Source organism: Methylobacterium sp. 174MFSha1.1 (genome assembly GCF_900116815.1).
GTDB lineage: Bacteria > Pseudomonadota > Alphaproteobacteria > Rhizobiales > Beijerinckiaceae > Methylobacterium.
In genome coordinates this window covers 141,980-159,166 of sequence record NZ_FPCB01000004.1, presented here as the reverse complement: position 1 = coordinate 159,166, position 17,187 = coordinate 141,980, and the positions used below count along the sequence as shown (strand labels likewise).

Here is a 17,187-nt window from a genome sequence, read left to right as displayed (position 1 = left end):
ACCCGATGGCCGACCCTGAGGACCAAGTGCTCGAACACCTCCGCGCGATTCGTGCGGCGATCGAGCGGATCGATCGCAAGATCGACCGGATGGTAACCAGGGTCGAGTGTCGGAGCGACGGCGCCGAGGACCGCGCGGACGAGATCGCCCGTGCCATCCTGACCGCCTCGCACATCCTCCGCCCCACCGCTACGCATCCGATATGCGCGCGGGATCCCCTCTCCCGTGTGGGAGAGGGGTAGGGGTGAGGGTGACACGCTTCCGCGTGAAGCTAAGAGCTTCGTGCTGGCAACGGAACGGTTCGAGCTAGGCTCAGATCCGTAGCACCCTCACCCCCGACCCCTCTCCCACACGGGAGAGGGGAGACGCGCTTCAGCTTCGACGGGACGATCCTGCGGAAGCCGATCAAAAAATTATCGTCCGCCCTCCGGCGTCGCCCGTCCCCCGGGCCGCCGCACGACACATCCGGGAAGACGCCCCATGCCCGACGCCTACATCTACGACCACGTCCGCACCCCCCGCGGCCGCGGCAAGCCCGACGGCTCGCTGCACGAGGTGACGGCGCTCCGCCTCGCCGAGACCGCGCTCCGCGCCCTCAAGGACCGCAATGCCCTCGACACGACCCTCGTCGACGACGTGGTGCTCGGCTGCGTCGACCCGGTCGGCGAGGCCGGCGGCGACATCGCCCGCGCGGCGGCGCTCGTGGCCGATTACGGCAACCACGTGCCGGGCGTGCAGATCAACCGGTTCTGCGCCTCGGGCCTCGACGCGGTGAACTTCGCCGCCGCGCAGGTGATGAGCGGCCAGCACGACATGGCGGTCGGCGGCGGCGTCGAATCGATGAGCCGCATCGGCTTGGGCGCCTCCGGCGGCGCCTGGCCGGTCGATCCGGCCATCGCCATCAAGTCGTACTTCATGCCGCAGGGCGTCTCGGCCGACCTGATCGCCACCAAGTACGGCTTCTCCCGCGACGAATGCGATGCCTACGCGGTCGAATCACAGAAGCGCGCCGCCCGCTCCTGGGAGGACGGCCGGTTCAAGAACTCGGTCGTGCCGGTGCGCGACGTCAACGGCCTGACGCTCCTCGACCACGACGAGCACCGCCGCCCGAGCACCGACATGCAGTCGCTGGCCTCGCTCAAGCCGTCCTTCATCCAGATGGGCCAGATGGGCGGCTTCGACGCCGTCGCGGTCGACGCGCATCCGGACGTCGAGGCGGTCGAGCACGTCCACCATGCCGGCAATTCCTCCGGCATCGTCGACGGCGCCGCCGCGGTGCTGATCGGCTCGGAAGGTGCGGGAGCCAAGGCGGGCCTCAAGCCCCGCGCCCGGATCCGGGCCTTCGCCAATATCGGCTCCGACCCGGCCCTGATGCTGACCGGCCCGGTCGACGTCACCCGCAAGGTGCTCAAGCGCGCCGGGATGAGCATCGGTGACATCGACCTGTTCGAGGTCAACGAGGCTTTTGCGGCGGTGGTCCTGCGCTTCCTCCAGGCCTTCGACGTCGATCCCGCCAAGGTCAACGTCAACGGCGGCGCCATCGCCCTCGGCCACCCGCTCGGCGCCACCGGTGCGATGATCCTCGGCACCGTGCTCGACGAGCTGGAGCGCACCGGCAAGCAGACGGCGCTGGTCACGCTCTGCATCGGTGCCGGCATGGGCACCGCCACGATCATCGAGCGGGTGTGACGGCATGCGCCGCACCCTCTCCCTCCTGGTCCTCGGGCTGGCGCTCGCGGGCCCGGCCCGGGCCGACGACGACCGTGTCGCGCTCGCCCGCGACATCGTCTCGAAGACGGTCGCCCGCAACCTGACGCAGGCGTTCAAGCAGGCCGAGGAGAAGACCCTCGCCTCGATGAGCGCCGAGCAATCGGCCAAGCTGCGCCCCGAGCTGGAAAAGACTTTCGCGCAGGAGCGCGACACCCTCGTCGACGGCCTGTCGAAGGAATACGCCCAGAAATTCGACGCCGCCGAGCTGAAGCGGCTGGCGGCGATCTACGACGACCCGGTCTACCAGAAGTTCCAGGCGCTCAACGCCGACCCGACCTCGATGGTCACCACCATCACCAAGGACGCGGTGACCAAGATGATGAACCTGCTCTCGCTGGCGGCCCTGTCGCAGCAGGGCAACGGCCAGACGCCGCCGCAGGGCGTCCCCGCCCCGACGCCCGCGCCGGCCCCGGTGCCCGCACCGGCCAAGCCGTAATCGCTCTCACGAGGCCTTCGCCATGAACCTCACGAATTTCCGCTTCGAGACCGATGCCGACGGCGTGGCGCTCGCCACCTGGGACATGCCCGGCCGCTCGATGAACGTCGTCACCCCCGAGGTGATGGACGAGCTGAACCAGATCATCGACGCGGTGGTGACGGACGCCGCCATCAAGGGCTGCGTGATCACGTCGGGCAAGGACACCTTCTCGGGCGGCGCCGACCTGACGATGCTCCAGGGCCTCGGCGCAGAATACGCGCGGCTCGCCCGCGAGCGCGGGCAGGAGGAGGCGATGACCTTCTTCTTCGAGGAATCGCGCCGGCTGACGCTGCTCTACCGCAAGCTCGAGACGAGCGGGAAGCCGTTCGCGGCGGCCGTGCACGGCACCTGCCTCGGCGGCGCCTTCGAGCTGGCGCTCGCCTGCCATCACCGGGTGCTGTCGGACGACGACAAGACGCGGGTCGGGCTGCCGGAGATCAAGGTCGGGCTGTTCCCCGGCGCCGGCGGCACCCAGCGCGTCGCCCGCCTGATGCAGACCGGCGATGCCCTGCAGATGCTGTTCAAGGGCGAGCAGATCCGCCCGCTGATGGCCCGCAACATGGGCCTCGCCCACGCCGTCGCGCCCAAGGCCGAGATCGTCCAGAAGGCGAAGGAGTGGATCAAGGCCGGCGGCTCGGCCGTGGCACCCTGGGACCAGCCGAAGTTCAAGGCGCCGTCGGGCAAGGTCTACTCGCCGGCCGGCATGATGACCTGGCCGCCGGCCAACGCCATCTATCGCCGCGAGACCCACGACAACTACCCCGCCGCCAAGGCGATCCTGCACGCCGTCTACGAGGGCCTGCAGCTGCCGATGGATCTGGCCTTGAGGGTCGAGAGCCGGTACTTCGCCAAGATCCTGCGCTCGCCGGAAGCGGCGGCGATGATCCGCACCCTGTTCCTGTCGATGGGCGAGCTCAACAAGGGCGCCCGCCGGCCGAAGGGCGTGGGCGCCGTCCAGTTGAAGAAGGTCGGCGTCGTCGGCGCCGGCTTCATGGGGGCGGGCATCGCCTACGTCTCGGCCAATGCTGGGCTGGAGGTCGTGCTGGTCGACCAGTCGGCGGAAGCGGCCGAGAAGGGCAAGGCCTACGCGCACAAGCTCGTCTCCGACCAGATCATGAAGGGCCGCGCCAAGACCGCCGACCGCGACGCGCTGCTGTCGCGCATCACCGCGACCGGCGATTACGGTGCGCTCGCCGGCTGCGACCTCGTCGTCGAGGCGGTGTTCGAGGATCCGAAGGTCAAGGCCGAGGTGATCGCCAAGGTCGAGGCGGTGATCGGGCCGGACGCGGTCTTCGCCTCCAACACCTCGACCCTGCCGATCAGCGGCCTCGCCAAGGCGTCGGGCCGGCCGGAGCAGTTCATCGGCATCCACTTCTTCTCGCCGGTCGAGAAGATGATGCTGGTCGAGATCATCATGGGCAAGGCGACCGGCGAGCGGGCCTTGGCCGTCGCCCTCGACTACGTCCGGGCGATCAAGAAGACTCCGATCGTCGTCAACGATGCCCGCGGCTTCTTCGCCAACCGCTGCGTCGGCGCCTACATCCTCGAAGGCCACCTGATGCTCGGCGAGGGCGTGCCCGCCGCGATGATCGAGAATGCCGGGCGTCAGGCCGGCATGCCGGTCGGCCCCCTGTCGCTCAACGACGAGGTCGGCGTCGATCTCGCCCTCAAGATCGTCAAGGCGACGAAGGCCCAGGTCGGCGAGGCGGCGGTCAACCCGGTCCAGGAGCGCGTGCTCACGGCGCTGGTCGAGGCCGAGGGCCGGCTCGGGCGCAAGAACCGCAAGGGCTTCTACGATTATCCCGAGCAGGGCCCGAAGAAGCTGTGGCCAGGCCTGCGCGACCTCCAGGAGACCCGTCTCGATCCCGACGACGTCGACTTCACGGAGCTGAAGCAGCGCCTCCTCGTCACCCAGGCGCTGGAAGCCGCCCGCACCTTCGGCGAGGGCGTCGTCACCGATCCGCGCGAGGCCGATGTCGGCTCGATCCTCGGCTTCGGCTTCGCGCCGTTCACCGGCGGCGCTCTGTCCTACATCGACTTCATGGGGGCGGCCCGGTTCGTGGAACTCTGCCGCAAGCTGGAGGCCAAGCACGGCGCCCGCTTCTCCCCGCCGGAGACCCTGGTGGCGATGGCCGAGCGCGGCGGCACCTTCTACGGCGAGGCGGCGAAACAGGCGGCGTAAAAGATCCGCTGGCCGCGGGCCTCCATGGCCCGCGGCCGACGTATCGGGCTTGGTGCACCTTGCCCCGGCGAAGTTGAAACCCTCCGCGTCATTCCGGGGCCGCACAGCGGAGCCCGGAATCCAGACGCGCAGGTGGAAAAGAATAAAGCGGACCGATCTCCGCCCTATCCTGAACGATCCGCGGTTCTGGGCGTGCCTGCGGCACTCCGGGCTCCGCTTCGCGGCCCCGGAATGACCCGGAGGGCTTCAACGCCGTCCGGGCGAGGACACATGCTCCCGGACGGGATCGCGGGGGCGGCCCGTCGTGAGATGCCGGCCCTGCCATCGGCCTGAGACACGAACACGGCATCCTGCCCGGGCGGCGCCTCCGCCGCCCGGAACCATCGCGTGACCAATCAGAGTGGTGAAGCGCCCGCCCGCCGGGTCGTGCTGGTGGCGAACCTCGCGGTGGGCGCGCTCGTGGATGGAGGCCTGACGCCCGACGCCCTGCGCGAGCGCCTGGAGGCCGTGGGCCTCACGGTCGTGCCGGAGCCGCGTCCCGATGCCTCCCTGCCGGAAAGGCTGGCAGCCGCCGTAGAAGTCCCGGGCATCGACGCCGTGGCGGTCGCGGGCGGCGACGGGACGCTGGCCTGCGCCGCCCAAGCGCTCGCGGGCCAAAAAATTCCCCTCGCCATCCTGCCGCTCGGCACCATGAACCTGCTGGCGAAGGATCTTGGGCTGCCCCTCGACCTCGACGGGGCGGTGGACGTGCTGGCGACCGGGCTCGTGCGCCGGATCGATGCCGGCGAGGTCAACGGCCACGTCTTCCTGATCAACTCGGTGCTCGGCATGCCGGCCCGGATGGCGCGCCACCGCGAGGCGCGGCGCGGCCACATGGGGATGACGGACCTCCTGCGCATGGCCGCCGGGCTCCTGCGCCATCTCGGGCGCTACCCGCGCGAGCGCGCCGTGCTGAGCCTCGGCGGCACCGTGCGGCGGGTGCGCTTCCGGACGCTCGCCGTGGTCTGCGGCGACTACCGTGAGGGCTTAGGTGCGGTTCTGTCGCGGGCGGGCGTCGACGGGGGGCACCTCACGCTCTACCTCGTCGAGACCTTGTCGGCGGCGCGGCTCGTGCGCCTCGGGCTCGGCTTCGCGGTCGGCGAGTGGCGCCGCCTGCCCGGGCTGGAGCGGCACGAGACCGACGCCCTGACCCTCGACGCCCGCAAGGCCCTGCGGGTGATGAATGACGGAGAGGTCGTGCTGATCGCCCCACCCCTGCGCTACCGCCTCCTCCCGGGCGCCCTGCAAGTCCTCGTGCCGGCGGAGGATCCCCGATGAAGCGCATCGCCCATATCTCCGACCTGCATTTCGGCCGCACCGACCCGGCGGTGGTGGAGGGCCTGGTGGCGGAGCTGACCCGCGACCAGCCGGACCTGATCATCATCTCGGGCGACTTCACCATGCGCGCCCGCACCCGGGAATACCTGGAGGCGAAGGCCTTCCTCGACCGGCTGCCGCATCCGTGGATCGCCGTGCCGGGCAACCACGACATCTCGCCGTTCCGGCTCTGGCAGCGCTTCTTCCATCCGTTCCGGCGCTACCGCCGCTACGTCGCGCCCGAGACCGAGCCGGTCTTCCAGGACGACGAGATCGCGGTGGTCTGCCTCAACACCGTGCGGACCTGGGCGCCGGAGACCGACTGGTCGCAGGGCAAGATCACCCGCGGGCAGATCAAGCGGACGGAAGCGAAGCTCGACGCCCTGCCGCCGGGCCTGTTCCGGATCGTGGTCGGCCACCATCCCTTCATGCCGCCGCCCTGGGACGAGGAGGCGCGCCTGGTCGGCCGCGCCGACGAGGCCCTCGACGCCTTCCAGCGCCACGGCGTCGGCCTGACGCTCGCCGGCCACCTCCACCGCGGCTACGCCCGCTTCGTCGAGCCGACTCCGGACGGCCCGAAGGCCGAGATCGACCGGCCGGAGGCGAAGGCGACCGGCCGGCGGCTGCTGGCGGTCCAGGCCGGCTCCGCCACCTCGACGCGCCTGCGCGGCAACGAGCCCAACGCCTACAACCGCATCACCGTCGCGGACGGCGTCGCTACCGTGCAGGTGCGGCTGTGGACGGGGACGGATTGGTGCGACGCGGCTGAGTCTGGAGCGGCGCGGTGTGCGGCGGAGGAATGATGAGAGCTTGACCAGAGGTTATTTTTGATCAGCCTCTGCATATATCATTCCCTCTGCGTCATTCCGGGGCCGCGCAGCGGAGCCCGGAATCCAGACACTCAGGTCGCTCAGAAAGAGGCGGAGTGCGTTCCGCTTTATCTTGGACCACCCGCGGCTCTGGATTCCGGGCTCCGCTGCGCGGCCCCGGAATGACGCGGAGGGTGTCAAGACTGTTGGGTCAGTCTCAGATCTCGCGTTCCCGCCCCTCGACGCCCCGCGCCCCCTCCGCCGCAACGTCGAACCGGTCCGTCGGCACCCGCGCCAGGAAGCGCTCCGCCACCTCGACCAGCAGCAGGTGCGGGCGCACCCGCTCGACGTAGCTCCAGTCGAGGCTCGCCGACCAGACGAAGTGCAGCTCGCGAAAACTCTCTGCGAGGAGCCCGGTCAGGAAGATCGGGTGGAAGTGCGAGCAGGAATCGCCGAACAGCATCAGCGTGCGCGGATCGGCGGCCGGGCTGTCGTTGCGGAAGACCACGTGGGCGCCGACATGGAGGTCGGCGGCCGTCCCCCGCGCCTCGTGGGCCTCGACCAGCGGGTTGGCGTAGGTCCGCACCGCGTCGCGCTGCACCTCGTAGACCCGCATCGTCTCGCGCCGCGGCGGATCGAGCTTGGCGCCAAGATCCAAGACGCCGTCATGGTCGTGGAACGGCCGCGTCGCGAGGTCGGGCGGCGGCACGGCCCCGAGCGCCCGCATGATCTCCCCGTAGGCGAGGCGGCAGCCCTCCTGGCTCCAATGGGTGTCGGTGCGCAGGTAGAGCGGCGGCTCCGCATCCCGCGCCGCCCGCAACGGGCCGACGAGGTCGATCCAGGCCCGCGCCGCGGGCGAGCGGGCGAGGCGTGCGCCGAGGCGCCGAGCCGGCGACAGGGCGGGATCGAGGGGAAGCCCGTCGAGCCGGTCGTCGTAGATGCTCAGCTTCTCCGGCACCACGACATGGAAGGCGCGCACGCCGAGGGCCGCCGCCGTCGCGGTGCGCGCCTCGATCAGCCGGCGCCAGCGCCACAGCCGCCAAGCGACGGGCAAGCTCGCCCGATATTGCTGCCGCACCCGGTTGGTGCCGCCGGTCAGGAAGAGCCAGCCATCCCGGCCGAGATGGACCATGTCGGTGCTGTCGCGCATCCGCGCCGTGTAGCGGGCTTGAGAGAAGCTGAACAGCGCCGCCGCCCCTGGCCATTCCGCAAGGCCGCGCCATTTTCGGCGGGAGCATGCCGCAACCCCCTCTGATCCTCACCCTGGAACTCGACGAGGCCGCCTTCGCGGAGTTCGACGGCCAGCGCCGCCGCTACTTCCCCCCGGCCCTCAACAAGATTCCGGCCCACGTCACGCTGTTCCACCACCTCCCGGGCGAGGAGGAGCGCGGCATCGTCGAGACCCTGGCGGCGGAAGTGCGGGCGCAAGCGCCGCTGCCGGTCGCGGTCGCGTCCCTGCGCTTCATCGGCCGCGGCGTCGCCTACGGGCTCGACTCGCCCCGCCTGTCGGCCCTGCGCGGGCGCCTCGCCGCGACGTTCGAGCCCTGGCTCACGCCCCAGGACCGCCAGGGCTACCGGCCGCACGTGACGGTGCAGAACAAGGTCGCGCCGGAGGAGGCCCGCGCGCTCCACCGCGAGCTCGAGGCCGCCTTCGTGCCGCGCGAGATCACCGGCATCGGCCTGCTGCTCTGGCGCTATCTCGGCGGCCCGTGGGAGGCCCGCGGCCGGTTCCCGTTCGGAGGCGCATGATGGAGATCCCGTTCCGCCGCCACGCCACGGCGGTCTGGCTGCGGCTTCGCCTCAACGAGATCGGGCCGCTCGCCTCGCTGCTCGCGGTCAGCCTGTTCGGCTTCGGCTTCTTCAAGCTCGCCGACGAGATCCGCGAGGGCGGCTCGTTCGGCTTCGACGACCGCCTCCTGCTGGCCCTGCGGGTGCCCGGCGACCTCGCCCAGCCGATCGGCCCGTCCTGGCTGCCGGAGACGATGCGCGACATCACCGCCTTCGGCAGCGTGTTCGGCATCGTCTACGTCACCGCCTGCGTGGTGCTCTATCTGGCGGTCACGGCGCGGCGGCGCGCCGCCCTGTTCGTCCTCGTGGCGGTGGGCGGCGGCGAGCTCCTGTCGACGGGGCTCAAGCTGTTCTTCCGCCGTCCGCGGCCAGACCTAGTGCCGCACGGCATGGAGACCTTCACGGCGAGCTTCCCGAGCGGCCACGCGATGCTGTCGGCCATCGCCTACCTGACGCTGGCGATCCTGCTCGCCCGGGTCGAGCGCTCGGGCAAGGTCAAGGCCTTCGTGATGGGACTCGGCGTCGTCACGACGCTGCTCGTCGGGATGAGCCGGGTCTATCTCGGGGTGCACTGGCCGAGCGACGTGCTCGCCGGCTGGTGCATCGGGGCCGCCTGGGCCTCCCTGTGCTGGTTCGTCGCCCTCCAGCTCCAGCGCCAGGACGTGGTGGAGGCGCCGGACCCGCCGCCGCCGGCCTGACGTCAAACGCTTGCGCGCGGCCCCGCCCTCCCCTAGCCAAGCAGGGAAACCGAGCGGGAGGAACGCCGTGGCTTACGAGAACATCCGGGTCGAGACGCGCGGGCGGGTGGCGCTCGTCACCCTGCACCGTCCGGCGGCGCTGAACGCGCTCTGCAACGCGCTGATCGCCGAGCTGAACCACGCCCTCGACGGCTACGAGCGCGACGACGGCATCGGCTGCATCGTCATCACCGGCTCGGAGAAGGCGTTTGCCGCCGGCGCCGACATCCGCGAGATGCAGGACCGCACCCATCCCGAATTCTACATGGCCGACCCGTTCGGCGAGTGGGACAAGGTCGGCCGGCGCCGCAAGCCGATCATCGCCGCGGTGGCGGGCTACGCGCTGGGCGGCGGCTGCGAACTCGCGCTGATGTGCGACTTCATCCTCGCCGCCGACACCGCCAAGTTCGGCCAGCCCGAGATCAAGCTCGGGGTGATCCCCGGCGCCGGCGGCACCCAGCGCCTGACCCGCGCGGTCGGCAAGGCCAAGGCGATGGACCTCTGCCTCACCGGCCGGATGATGGACGCCGCGGAGGCCGAGCGGTCCGGCCTCGTCGCCCGGGTGATCCCGGCGGCCGACCTCCTCGACGAGGCGATGAAGGCGGCCGAGACCATCGCGTCGATGTCGCTGCCCTCCGTGATGGTGGCCAAGGAGAGCGTCGACCGGGCCTTCGAGACCACCCTGACCGAGGGCATCCGCTACGAGCGCCGGGTCTTCTACGGGCTCTTCGCCACCCACGACCAGAAGGAAGGCATGAAGGCCTTCGTCGAGAAGCGTAAGCCCAACTTCGAGAACCGCTGAGATGAGCGTCACTTTCGCCGACGTCGAGGCCGCCGCGGGACGGATCGCCGGCATCGCCCACCGCACCCCGGTGCTCACCTCCCGCACCGCCGATGCGCGGACCGGCGCCACCCTGTTCTTCAAGGCCGAGCCGCTGCAGCGAGCCGGCGCCTTCAAGTTCCGGGGCGCCTGCAACGCCATCGCGGCGCTCTCGCCCGAGCAGCGCCGCCGCGGGGTGCTCGCCTTCTCCTCGGGCAACCACGCCCAGGCGATCGCCTATGCCGGCGCACTTCAGAATGTGCCGACTGTGATCGTGATGCCGCACGACGCACCCGCCATCAAGGTCGCGGCGACCCGCGGCTACGGCGCCGAGATCGTGACGTACGACCGCTACAAGGAGGACCGCGAGGCGGTGAGCCGGAGCCTCGCCGAGGCGCGCGGCCTCTCGGTGATCCCTCCTTACGACCACCCGGACGTGATCGCCGGTCAGGGCACGGCGGTGAAGGAGCTGATCGAGGAGGTCGGCCCCCTCGATGTGCTGCTCGTCTGCCTCGGTGGCGGCGGGCTGCTCGCCGGCTCCTGCCTCTCGGCCAAGGCCCTGTCGCCGGGGGTCGAGATCTGGGGCGTCGAGCCCGAGGCCGGCAACGACGGCCAGCAATCGCTGGCGAAGGGCGAGGTGGTGCGCATCCCGGTCCCGGTCTCGATCGCCGACGGGGCGCTCACCACCCATCTCGGGCAGCACACCTTCCCGATCATCCAGCGCGACGCGGCCGGCATCGTCACCGCCACGGACGCGCAGCTCGTCGCGGCGATGCGGTTCTTCGTCGAGCGGATGAAGCTCGTGGTCGAGCCGACCGGCTGCCTCGCGGCGGCGGCGGCCTTCGAGGGCGCGGTGCCGGTCAAGGGCAAGCGCGTCGGCGTGATCCTGTCGGGCGGCAACGTCGATCCGGCGGCGCTCGCCCGGCATCTCGCCGCATGAGTGGTGTGGCGACGCCGGGCGACCTGTTCGCCTTCCTCGACAGCCTCGGCGTGGCGCACGCCACCGTGGAGCACGTCCCCGTGCACACGGTGGCGGAATCCCGCGACCTCAAGGCGGGGATGCCGGGCGGCCACTCGAAGAACCTGTTCCTCAAGGACAAGCGCGGGCGGCTTTTCCTGGTCGTGGCGGAGGCCGAGGCGCGGATCGATCTCAAGCGCCTGCACGGGCCGCTCGGCGCCACCGGCCGGCTCTCCTTCGGCTCGGCCGAGCTGCTCTACGAGCGCCTCGGCGTGCGCCCCGGTTCGGTGACGCCGTTCGGGCTGATCAACGACCGCGACGGCACGGTGGCGGTGATCCTGGATGCCGGGCTGATGGCGCACGACCCGGTCAACTTCCACCCGCTCCATAACGGCGCCACCACGGCGGTGACGCCGGGCGACCTGATCCGCTTCCTGGAAGCGACGGGGCATCCGCCGCGGGTGATGGCGCTGCCGGAGCCGGCCGAGGAGGCCGAGCAGCCCGCGTGACGGCCGCTCGATCCCGAGCCGGGATCGGCGCGACGCGTGGAGAGGGGGCGCAATCTCGGGCTGTCCTGCCCCACCGATCGACCACGCCCGGTCGCATCGGGGAAAGGTGGCGGATGGTCCGCGTCTCGACGCGATCCACCCGCCCTCACAAATCCCTCAGGGCCGGCGATACACCCAGACCCGGGCCGGCGGCAGGTTGAGCCACACCTTGTTCGAGCGGCTGGCGGTGTAGGTCGTGGACTTGGCCGGTATCGGCGGCACCACCGCGTAGGTGAACTGCACGAAGGGCGCGTCCGCGTGCATCAGGTCGTGCACGGCCGTCAGCAGGTCGAGGCGCTGCTCCAGCGGCTTGGTGAAGAGTGGCAGGCTCGAGATCGTGGCGCAGGCCGGCTCGGCGACCACGCCCTCCAGGGTGGCGCGGATGTCGTAGGCGTCGCCCTGGAGCACCGTGGCCTTCGGGAAGCGCCGGCGCAGCAGCTTGCAGAAATCCGGGTTGTACTCGACGAGCACCAGCCGCTCCGGCGCGATGCCGCGGCGCACCAGCGCGTCTGTCACCGGCCCGGTGCCGGGCCCGAGCTCGATCACCGGCCCGGACAGGCGCGGATCGACGTAGGAGGCCATGGTGCGGGCGAGCATCTTGCCGGAGGGCGTCACGGCGCCGGTGACCAGCGGCCGCTCGAACCAGGAGCGCAGGAACCGCGCCTCGTCCTCCAGGATGTCGCGCTTCTTCTTCTGGGGCTTCGGATGAGGCAGCGGGCTCGCGACCGCGACGGCTTTGGCCCTGGATCGGTGAGGCAAAGGCAAGACCGAAGACCCTTGAACACGCGAAGAAAGATTGCTCGGGGAACGGCTGTCGTTCAAAGGCGCGCCGCCGTCAAGCCTGACGCGCCCGGAACGAGACCCGCGCCCCCGCAATCCCGTCGCGCGTGAGAACGCGCGAGAATGGCTCCGGTTCGCGGACCCGTTCCGCGAACCTCGGAATCGGCGCGGCCGGAGCCGCGAACCCGGCTCTCAGGCGCGGCCGGAGCCGCTGAGGCCGTCGAAGAATTCCTTCACCCGGGAGAAGAAGCCGGCGCTCTCGGGGTGGTTGTCGGCCTGGGTGCCGTGGGTGTCGAATTCCTGCAGGAGCTCGCGCTGGCGCTTGGTGAGGTTCTGCGGCGTCTCGACGAAGACCTGGATGTAGAGGTCGCCGACGTCGCGCGAGCGCAGGACCGGCATGCCCTTGCCCTTGAGGCGGAACTGCTTGTTGGTCTGGGTGCCGGCCGGGACCCGGACCGAGGTGTGCGAGCCGTCGATCACCGGCACGGTGATCTCGCCCGAGAGCGCCGCCGTCACCATCGAGATCGGCACGCGGCAGAACAGGTCGGCCCCGTCGCGCTGGAAGAACGGGTGCGGCTTGATCGACAGGAAGATGTATAGGTCGCCCGCCGGTCCGCCGCGCAGGCCCGATTCGCCCTCGCCGGCGAGCCGGATGCGCAGGCCGTCGTCGACGCCCGCCGGCACGTTGATCGAGAGGGTGCGCTCGCGGGTGACGCGGCCGGCGCCCGAGCAGGCCGGGCATGGATCCTCGATGATCTCGCCGCGGCCCTGGCAGTTGGGGCAGGTGCGCTCGATGGCGAAGAAGCCTTGCGCCGCGCGCACGCGGCCGTAGCCGGCGCAGGTCGGGCAGGTCTTGGGCTTCGAGCCGGCCTTGGCGCCCGAGCCCGCGCAGACCTCGCAGGTGACCGAGGTCGGCAGCGTGATCGTCTCGGTCTTGCCGGTGAAGGCCTCCTCGAGGCTGATCTCGAGGTTGTAGCGCAGGTCGGCGCCGCGCTCGCGGCCCCCGCCCGGACGCCCGCCCGCTCCCGCACCGGGGCGCCCGCCGCCCGGACCGCCGCGGGCATCGCCGAAGAAGGTGTCGAAGATGTCCGACATGAAGTCGCCGAACTCGTTGCCGAATCCGGGGCCGCCCTGCCCGCCCTGCGAGAAGGCGGCGTGGCCGAAGCGGTCGTAGGCGGCGCGCTTCTGCCCGTCGGAGAGGCACTGGTAGGCCTCGTTGAGCTCCTTGAACTTGAGCTCGGCCTCCTTGTCGCCGGGGTTGCGATCGGGGTGGTAGACCATCGCCAGCTTGCGGAAGGCCGACTTCATCTCACCGTCGGTCGCGGTGCGGGCGACGCCCAGCACCTCGTAGTAGTCGCGCTTCGACATTCCTGTCCCCGGCCCCGCCGTATCCCCGTCGGGCATCGTCCATACACGTCCGGTCCCCGGCGCCGTTGGGGCGCCGGGGACCGGGTCGCATCGTAAATCACCAGAGCATTTTCCGACGAAGTGGATACCGGTTCGTCGCAGAAAATGCGGCAAAATCAAAAACCCGGAGCGTCGCTCGATCGGCCTGCGATCGTGCGACGCTCCGGGCCGCACGGATCTCAGATCCGTGCGGCAACCTCAAGGCGTGATTTACGCCCGCTTCTTCTGGTCCTTGTCGTCGACCTCCTGGAAGTCGGCGTCGATGACGTCGTCCTTCTTGGCCTCGGCGCCCGGGGCGCCGGCGGCGGCGTCCGGGGCGGCCTGGCTCGCGGCGTACATCGCCTCGCCGAGCTTCATCGAGGCCTGCATCAGGTCGGTGGTGCGGGCCTTGATCTGCTCGACGTCCTCACCGGCGAGCGACTGGCGCAGGGCGTCGATGGCGGTGGTGATCGCGGCCTTGTCGCCGGCCGGGACCTTGTCGCCGTGCTCGGCCACCGACTTCTCGGTGGCGTGGATCAGGCCCTCGCCCTGGTTCTTCACCTCGACCAGCTCGCGGCGCTTCTTGTCGTCGGCCGCGTTGGCCTCCGCCTCCTGCACCATGCGCTGGATGTCGGCGTCGGACAGGCCGCCCGAGGCCTGGATGCGGATCTGGTGCTCCTTGCCCGTCGCCTTGTCCTTGGCCGTCACGTTGACGATGCCGTTGGCGTCGATGTCGAAGGTCACCTCGATCTGCGGCAGGCCGCGCGGGGCCGGCGGGATGCCGACGAGGTCGAACTGGCCGAGCAGCTTGTTGTCGGCCGCCATCTCGCGCTCACCCTGGAAGACCCGGATGGTGACCGCGTTCTGGTTGTCCTCGGCCGTCGAGAACACCTGCGACTTCTTGGTCGGGATGGTGGTGTTGCGGTCGATGAGCCGGGTGAACACGCCGCCGAGCGTCTCGATGCCGAGCGACAGCGGGGTCACGTCGAGGAGCAGCACGTCCTTGACGTCGCCCTGGAGCACGCCCGCCTGCACCGCGGCGCCGATCGCCACGACCTCGTCCGGGTTGACGCCCTTGTGGGGCTCCTTGCCGAAGAAGGTCTTCACCTGCTCCTGGACCTTCGGCATGCGGGTCATGCCGCCGACCAGGACCACCTCGTCGATCTCGGAGGCCGAGACGCCCGCATCCTTGAGCGCCTTGCGGCAGGGCTCGATCGTGCGCTGCACCAGGTCGTCGACCAGCGACTCGTACTTGGCGCGGCTGAGCTTCAGCGCCAGGTGCTTCGGGCCGCTCGCGTCGGCGGTGATGTAGGGCAGGTTGATCTCGGTCTGGGTCGCCGAGGACAGCTCGATCTTCGCCTTCTCGGCGGCCTCCTTGAGGCGCTGGAGGGCGAGCTTGTCCTTGGTCAGGTCGATGCCCTGCTCACGCTTGAACTCGGCCGCCAGGTACTCGACGATGCGGTTGTCGAAATCCTCGCCGCCCAGGAAGGTGTCGCCGTTGGTCGACTTCACCTCGAACACGCCGTCGCCGATCTCCAGGATCGAGACGTCGAAGGTGCCGCCGCCGAGGTCGTAGACCGCGATCAGGCCGGTCTTCTTCTTGTCGAGGCCGTAGGCGAGCGCCGCCGCGGTCGGCTCGTTGATGATGCGCAGCACCTCGAGGCCGGCGATCTTGCCGGCATCCTTGGTCGCCTGGCGCTGGGCGTCGTTGAAGTAGGCCGGGACGGTGATGACCGCCTGGGTGACCGGCTGGCCGAGATGGGCCTCGGCCGTCTCCTTCATCTTCTGCAGCGTGAAGGCGGAGATCTGCGACGGCGAGTAGGGCTTGCCGTCCGCCTCGACCCAGGCGTCGCCGCCGCTCGAGCGGGTGATCTTGTAGGGGACGAGCCCCTTGTCCTTCTGCGTCATCGGGTCGTCGTAGGTACGGCCGATGAGGCGCTTGATCGCGAAGAAGGTGCGCTCGGGGTTCGTCACCGCCTGGCGCTTGGCCGGCTGGCCGACGAGCCGCTCGCCGTCGTCCGTGAAGGCGACGATCGACGGGGTGGTGCGCGCGCCTTCCGCGTTCTCGATGACCTTGGGCTGCGTGCCTTCCATCACGGCCACGCAGCTGTTCGTGGTGCCAAGGTCGATGCCGATTACTTTACCCATGGTGGGATCCCTCGTTGGTGTTTTTTAAGCAGACCGCCGAGCCCCGAAGCAGCTCGGCCCATGGCGGTACTTGTCGAATGGTTTGAGCCGGGGCGGGCCGGACCGGACCACGCATCGCCGGAGGACCGGCGAGCGGGGGCGTTGCCCGCGCCGAGCCGGATATAAGAAGGCCGTTTCGGGGCCGCAAGGCGAGCCGGGCCGGCTCGCGCATCGCGTTTCGCATCGCGTTCCGCATGGGCCCGCCGAGGCGGTTTCGCCCGGGCTGCCCCTCCCCGAACCTATGGTCAAGCCGCCACGACAATGTTGCGGACTTGCCACGCCCCTGCCACGGACCCCATGCTAGGACTCGGCGCGAGCTCTATTCCCTGCCGTTCGCCCCTTGTCTGTCGCCTGGAGCCTGATGCAGCCCGTTCGCCCCTCCCCCCGCCCGGTGGCCCTGCCCGCGCTGGCGGCCCTGCCCCTCGCGGCGATTCTGGCGGCGGTCCTGATTGCGGCGCCGGCCCCGGCCTCGGCCCAGTCCTTCCTCGAGGAATTGTTCGGCATCGGCCGCGCCGCGCGCCCGCCGGTGCCCCCGGCCCCGGTGCCGGGCGCCCGCCCCCCGGGCGAGGCGCCGCCGCCCGACGCCGCCCCCCGGCCCGCGCCGGCGCCGCCCGCGCCGCCCAAGCCCGTGGTGCTGAAGACCCCCAACGACGATGCGATCCTCGGCCAGGACCTGCAGCAGAACGGCAATGCCGGGAGCCTGCGCCTGGAGCGGGCGGGCGGCGGCTTCACCGCCCGCCTGACCCTCGCCGGGACCAAGGTCTCGCAGCCGACGGAGAGCTGCAAGGTCGCGATCGGTGACGGGCAGCCGCTCGCCCTCGCCGACCAGGGCAAGCCCAACGGCGTCACCCAGCTCGCCTCCGCCGGGGCGTCCTGCCCGCTGCGGTTCGAGATCCTGGAGGGCAGCGTGATGGTCACGCCTCTGGGCGAAGCCGATTCCTGCGTGTTCACGGCCTCCGACTGCGCCACCACTCCGAAGGGCATGTGGGGCCCGGGCGCCGCCGCCCTGATGCCGCGGGCCCAGGAATTCGATTCGGCCCGCGGCGTCGCCGACAAGGCGGTGCGCGAGAACTACAAGGTGATGACGAAGCGCGCCTCCCGCGAGGACGTGCGGCCGATCGTGACCGAGCAGGCCGCCTTCTCGGCCGACCGGGAGCAGTTCTGTCGCGCCTACGTCCGCGAGGGCTCGCACGGCTTCTGCCACCTGCGCTTCTCCGAGGCGCGGGCCCTGTCGCTCGCCACCCGCCTCGGCCTCTCGGGCGCCGCCCCGACCGCCAGCAACGCCCCGCGGCCCGCCGCCCGCAAGCGGCCCGCGCCGGCCGTCGAGGGGATGAACCCCGGCTTCGAGGCCGGGGCGCAGGACCAGTAGGCGGTCTTCCGGTCGCCGG

At 70.7% G+C, this 17,187-nt stretch carries 16 protein-coding genes; 12 read left to right on the top strand and 4 right to left on the bottom strand.

What is annotated here, in order from left to right:
* The first annotated feature begins 5 nt into the window (after window positions 1-5).
* The 6 genes from BM430_RS00730 to BM430_RS00705 all read left to right on the top strand — a co-directional run bounded on the left by BM430_RS00730 (window position 6) and on the right by BM430_RS00705 (window position 6,589).
* Entirely contained in the window at window positions 6-242 is a 237-nt protein-coding gene (locus BM430_RS00730) for a hypothetical protein (RefSeq protein WP_093564329.1), read from the top strand.
* 238 nt (window positions 243-480) lie between these two features.
* Window positions 481-1,689 (top strand): acetyl-CoA C-acetyltransferase, encoded by a 1,209-nt coding sequence (locus BM430_RS00725; protein ID WP_093564327.1) that lies wholly within the window; start codon window positions 481-483, stop codon window positions 1,687-1,689.
* Window positions 1,690-1,693: 4 nt separating this feature from the next.
* On the top strand, window positions 1,694-2,206 hold the full coding sequence (locus tag BM430_RS00720; RefSeq protein ID WP_244539242.1) for a DUF2059 domain-containing protein: 513 nt from the start codon (window positions 1,694-1,696) through the stop codon (window positions 2,204-2,206).
* 22 nt (window positions 2,207-2,228) lie between these two features.
* Entirely contained in the window at window positions 2,229-4,430 is a 2,202-nt protein-coding gene (locus BM430_RS00715; protein ID WP_093564325.1) for a 3-hydroxyacyl-CoA dehydrogenase NAD-binding domain-containing protein, read from the top strand.
* 387 nt (window positions 4,431-4,817) lie between these two features.
* Complete coding sequence (locus BM430_RS00710) at window positions 4,818-5,747, top strand: diacylglycerol/lipid kinase family protein (RefSeq protein ID WP_093564323.1); 930 nt, start codon at window positions 4,818-4,820, stop codon at window positions 5,745-5,747.
* Window positions 5,744-6,589, top strand: a complete 846-nt coding sequence (locus BM430_RS00705) for a metallophosphoesterase family protein (RefSeq protein WP_093564321.1) — start codon at window positions 5,744-5,746, stop codon at window positions 6,587-6,589. Before BM430_RS00710 ends, BM430_RS00705 begins: the two co-directional genes overlap by 4 nt.
* Before the next feature lie 223 nt (window positions 6,590-6,812).
* Here the strand turns inward: BM430_RS00705 and BM430_RS00700 are convergent, their stop codons facing one another.
* Window positions 6,813-7,745 (bottom strand): alginate O-acetyltransferase AlgX-related protein, encoded by a 933-nt coding sequence (locus tag BM430_RS00700; protein WP_093564320.1) that lies wholly within the window; start codon window positions 7,743-7,745, stop codon window positions 6,813-6,815.
* Window positions 7,746-7,831: 86 nt separating this feature from the next.
* Between BM430_RS00700 and BM430_RS00695 the strand changes: the two genes are divergently transcribed.
* From BM430_RS00695 to BM430_RS00675, 5 genes are all read left to right on the top strand, one after another.
* On the top strand, window positions 7,832-8,344 hold the full coding sequence (locus BM430_RS00695; RefSeq protein WP_093564318.1) for a 2'-5' RNA ligase family protein: 513 nt from the start codon (window positions 7,832-7,834) through the stop codon (window positions 8,342-8,344).
* Window positions 8,341-9,081, top strand: coding sequence for a phosphatase PAP2 family protein (locus BM430_RS00690; RefSeq protein WP_093564316.1), 741 nt, complete (start codon window positions 8,341-8,343; stop codon window positions 9,079-9,081). Before BM430_RS00695 ends, BM430_RS00690 begins: the two co-directional genes overlap by 4 nt.
* A gap of 67 nt (window positions 9,082-9,148) precedes the next feature.
* Complete coding sequence (locus BM430_RS00685) at window positions 9,149-9,922, top strand: enoyl-CoA hydratase (protein ID WP_093564314.1); 774 nt, start codon at window positions 9,149-9,151, stop codon at window positions 9,920-9,922.
* A 1-nt stretch (window position 9,923) separates the two neighbouring features.
* Window positions 9,924-10,880 carry a threo-3-hydroxy-L-aspartate ammonia-lyase gene (locus BM430_RS00680; protein WP_093564312.1) on the top strand — a complete coding sequence of 319 codons (957 nt, stop codon included), beginning with the start codon at window positions 9,924-9,926 and terminating at the stop codon, window positions 10,878-10,880.
* Window positions 10,877-11,407: a prolyl-tRNA synthetase associated domain-containing protein gene (locus BM430_RS00675; protein ID WP_093564310.1), complete on the top strand. Its 531-nt coding sequence runs from the start codon at window positions 10,877-10,879 to the stop codon at window positions 11,405-11,407. Before BM430_RS00680 ends, BM430_RS00675 begins: the two co-directional genes overlap by 4 nt.
* A 156-nt stretch (window positions 11,408-11,563) precedes the next feature.
* On the opposite strand, the gene BM430_RS00670 is transcribed toward BM430_RS00675, so the two are convergent.
* The 3 genes from BM430_RS00670 to dnaK form a co-directional block, all read right to left on the bottom strand.
* Complete coding sequence (locus BM430_RS00670) at window positions 11,564-12,160, bottom strand: class I SAM-dependent methyltransferase (protein ID WP_244539257.1); 597 nt, start codon at window positions 12,158-12,160, stop codon at window positions 11,564-11,566.
* A gap of 258 nt (window positions 12,161-12,418) precedes the next feature.
* On the bottom strand, window positions 12,419-13,594 hold the full coding sequence (dnaJ, locus tag BM430_RS00665; RefSeq protein ID WP_093564308.1) for a molecular chaperone DnaJ: 1,176 nt from the start codon (window positions 13,592-13,594) through the stop codon (window positions 12,419-12,421).
* A gap of 249 nt (window positions 13,595-13,843) precedes the next feature.
* Window positions 13,844-15,760 (bottom strand): molecular chaperone DnaK, encoded by a 1,917-nt coding sequence (gene dnaK, locus BM430_RS00660; protein ID WP_093564306.1) that lies wholly within the window; start codon window positions 15,758-15,760, stop codon window positions 13,844-13,846.
* 400 nt (window positions 15,761-16,160) lie between these two features.
* Here dnaK and BM430_RS00655 point away from each other — a divergent pair, with 400 nt between their 5' ends.
* Complete coding sequence (locus BM430_RS00655; RefSeq protein ID WP_244539241.1) at window positions 16,161-17,168, top strand: hypothetical protein; 1,008 nt, start codon at window positions 16,161-16,163, stop codon at window positions 17,166-17,168.
* The last annotated feature ends 19 nt before the right edge of the window (window positions 17,169-17,187 follow it).

What these genes read in the sequence shown, in the direction of transcription:
- BM430_RS00675 (WP_093564310.1), top strand. Translation starts at nt 10,877, where the DNA reads ATGAGTGGTGTGGCGACGCCGGGCGACCTGTTCGCCTTCCTCGACAGC.
- BM430_RS00705 (WP_093564321.1), top strand. Translation starts at nt 5,744, where the DNA reads ATGAAGCGCATCGCCCATATCTCCGACCTGCATTTCGGCCGCACCGAC.
- BM430_RS00700 (WP_093564320.1), bottom strand. Translation starts at nt 7,745, where the DNA reads ATGCGCGACAGCACCGACATGGTCCATCTCGGCCGGGATGGCTGGCTC.
- BM430_RS00695 (WP_093564318.1), top strand. Translation starts at nt 7,832, where the DNA reads ATGCCGCAACCCCCTCTGATCCTCACCCTGGAACTCGACGAGGCCGCC.
- dnaJ (WP_093564308.1), bottom strand. Translation starts at nt 13,594, where the DNA reads ATGTCGAAGCGCGACTACTACGAGGTGCTGGGCGTCGCCCGCACCGCG.
- BM430_RS00725 (WP_093564327.1), top strand. Translation starts at nt 481, where the DNA reads ATGCCCGACGCCTACATCTACGACCACGTCCGCACCCCCCGCGGCCGC.
- dnaK (WP_093564306.1), bottom strand. Translation starts at nt 15,760, where the DNA reads ATGGGTAAAGTAATCGGCATCGACCTTGGCACCACGAACAGCTGCGTG.
- BM430_RS00715 (WP_093564325.1), top strand. Translation starts at nt 2,229, where the DNA reads ATGAACCTCACGAATTTCCGCTTCGAGACCGATGCCGACGGCGTGGCG.
- BM430_RS00655 (WP_244539241.1), top strand. Translation starts at nt 16,161, where the DNA reads ATGCAGCCCGTTCGCCCCTCCCCCCGCCCGGTGGCCCTGCCCGCGCTG.
- BM430_RS00690 (WP_093564316.1), top strand. Translation starts at nt 8,341, where the DNA reads ATGATGGAGATCCCGTTCCGCCGCCACGCCACGGCGGTCTGGCTGCGG.
- BM430_RS00680 (WP_093564312.1), top strand. Translation starts at nt 9,924, where the DNA reads ATGAGCGTCACTTTCGCCGACGTCGAGGCCGCCGCGGGACGGATCGCC.
- BM430_RS00730 (WP_093564329.1), top strand. Translation starts at nt 6, where the DNA reads ATGGCCGACCCTGAGGACCAAGTGCTCGAACACCTCCGCGCGATTCGT.
- BM430_RS00720 (WP_244539242.1), top strand. Translation starts at nt 1,694, where the DNA reads ATGCGCCGCACCCTCTCCCTCCTGGTCCTCGGGCTGGCGCTCGCGGGC.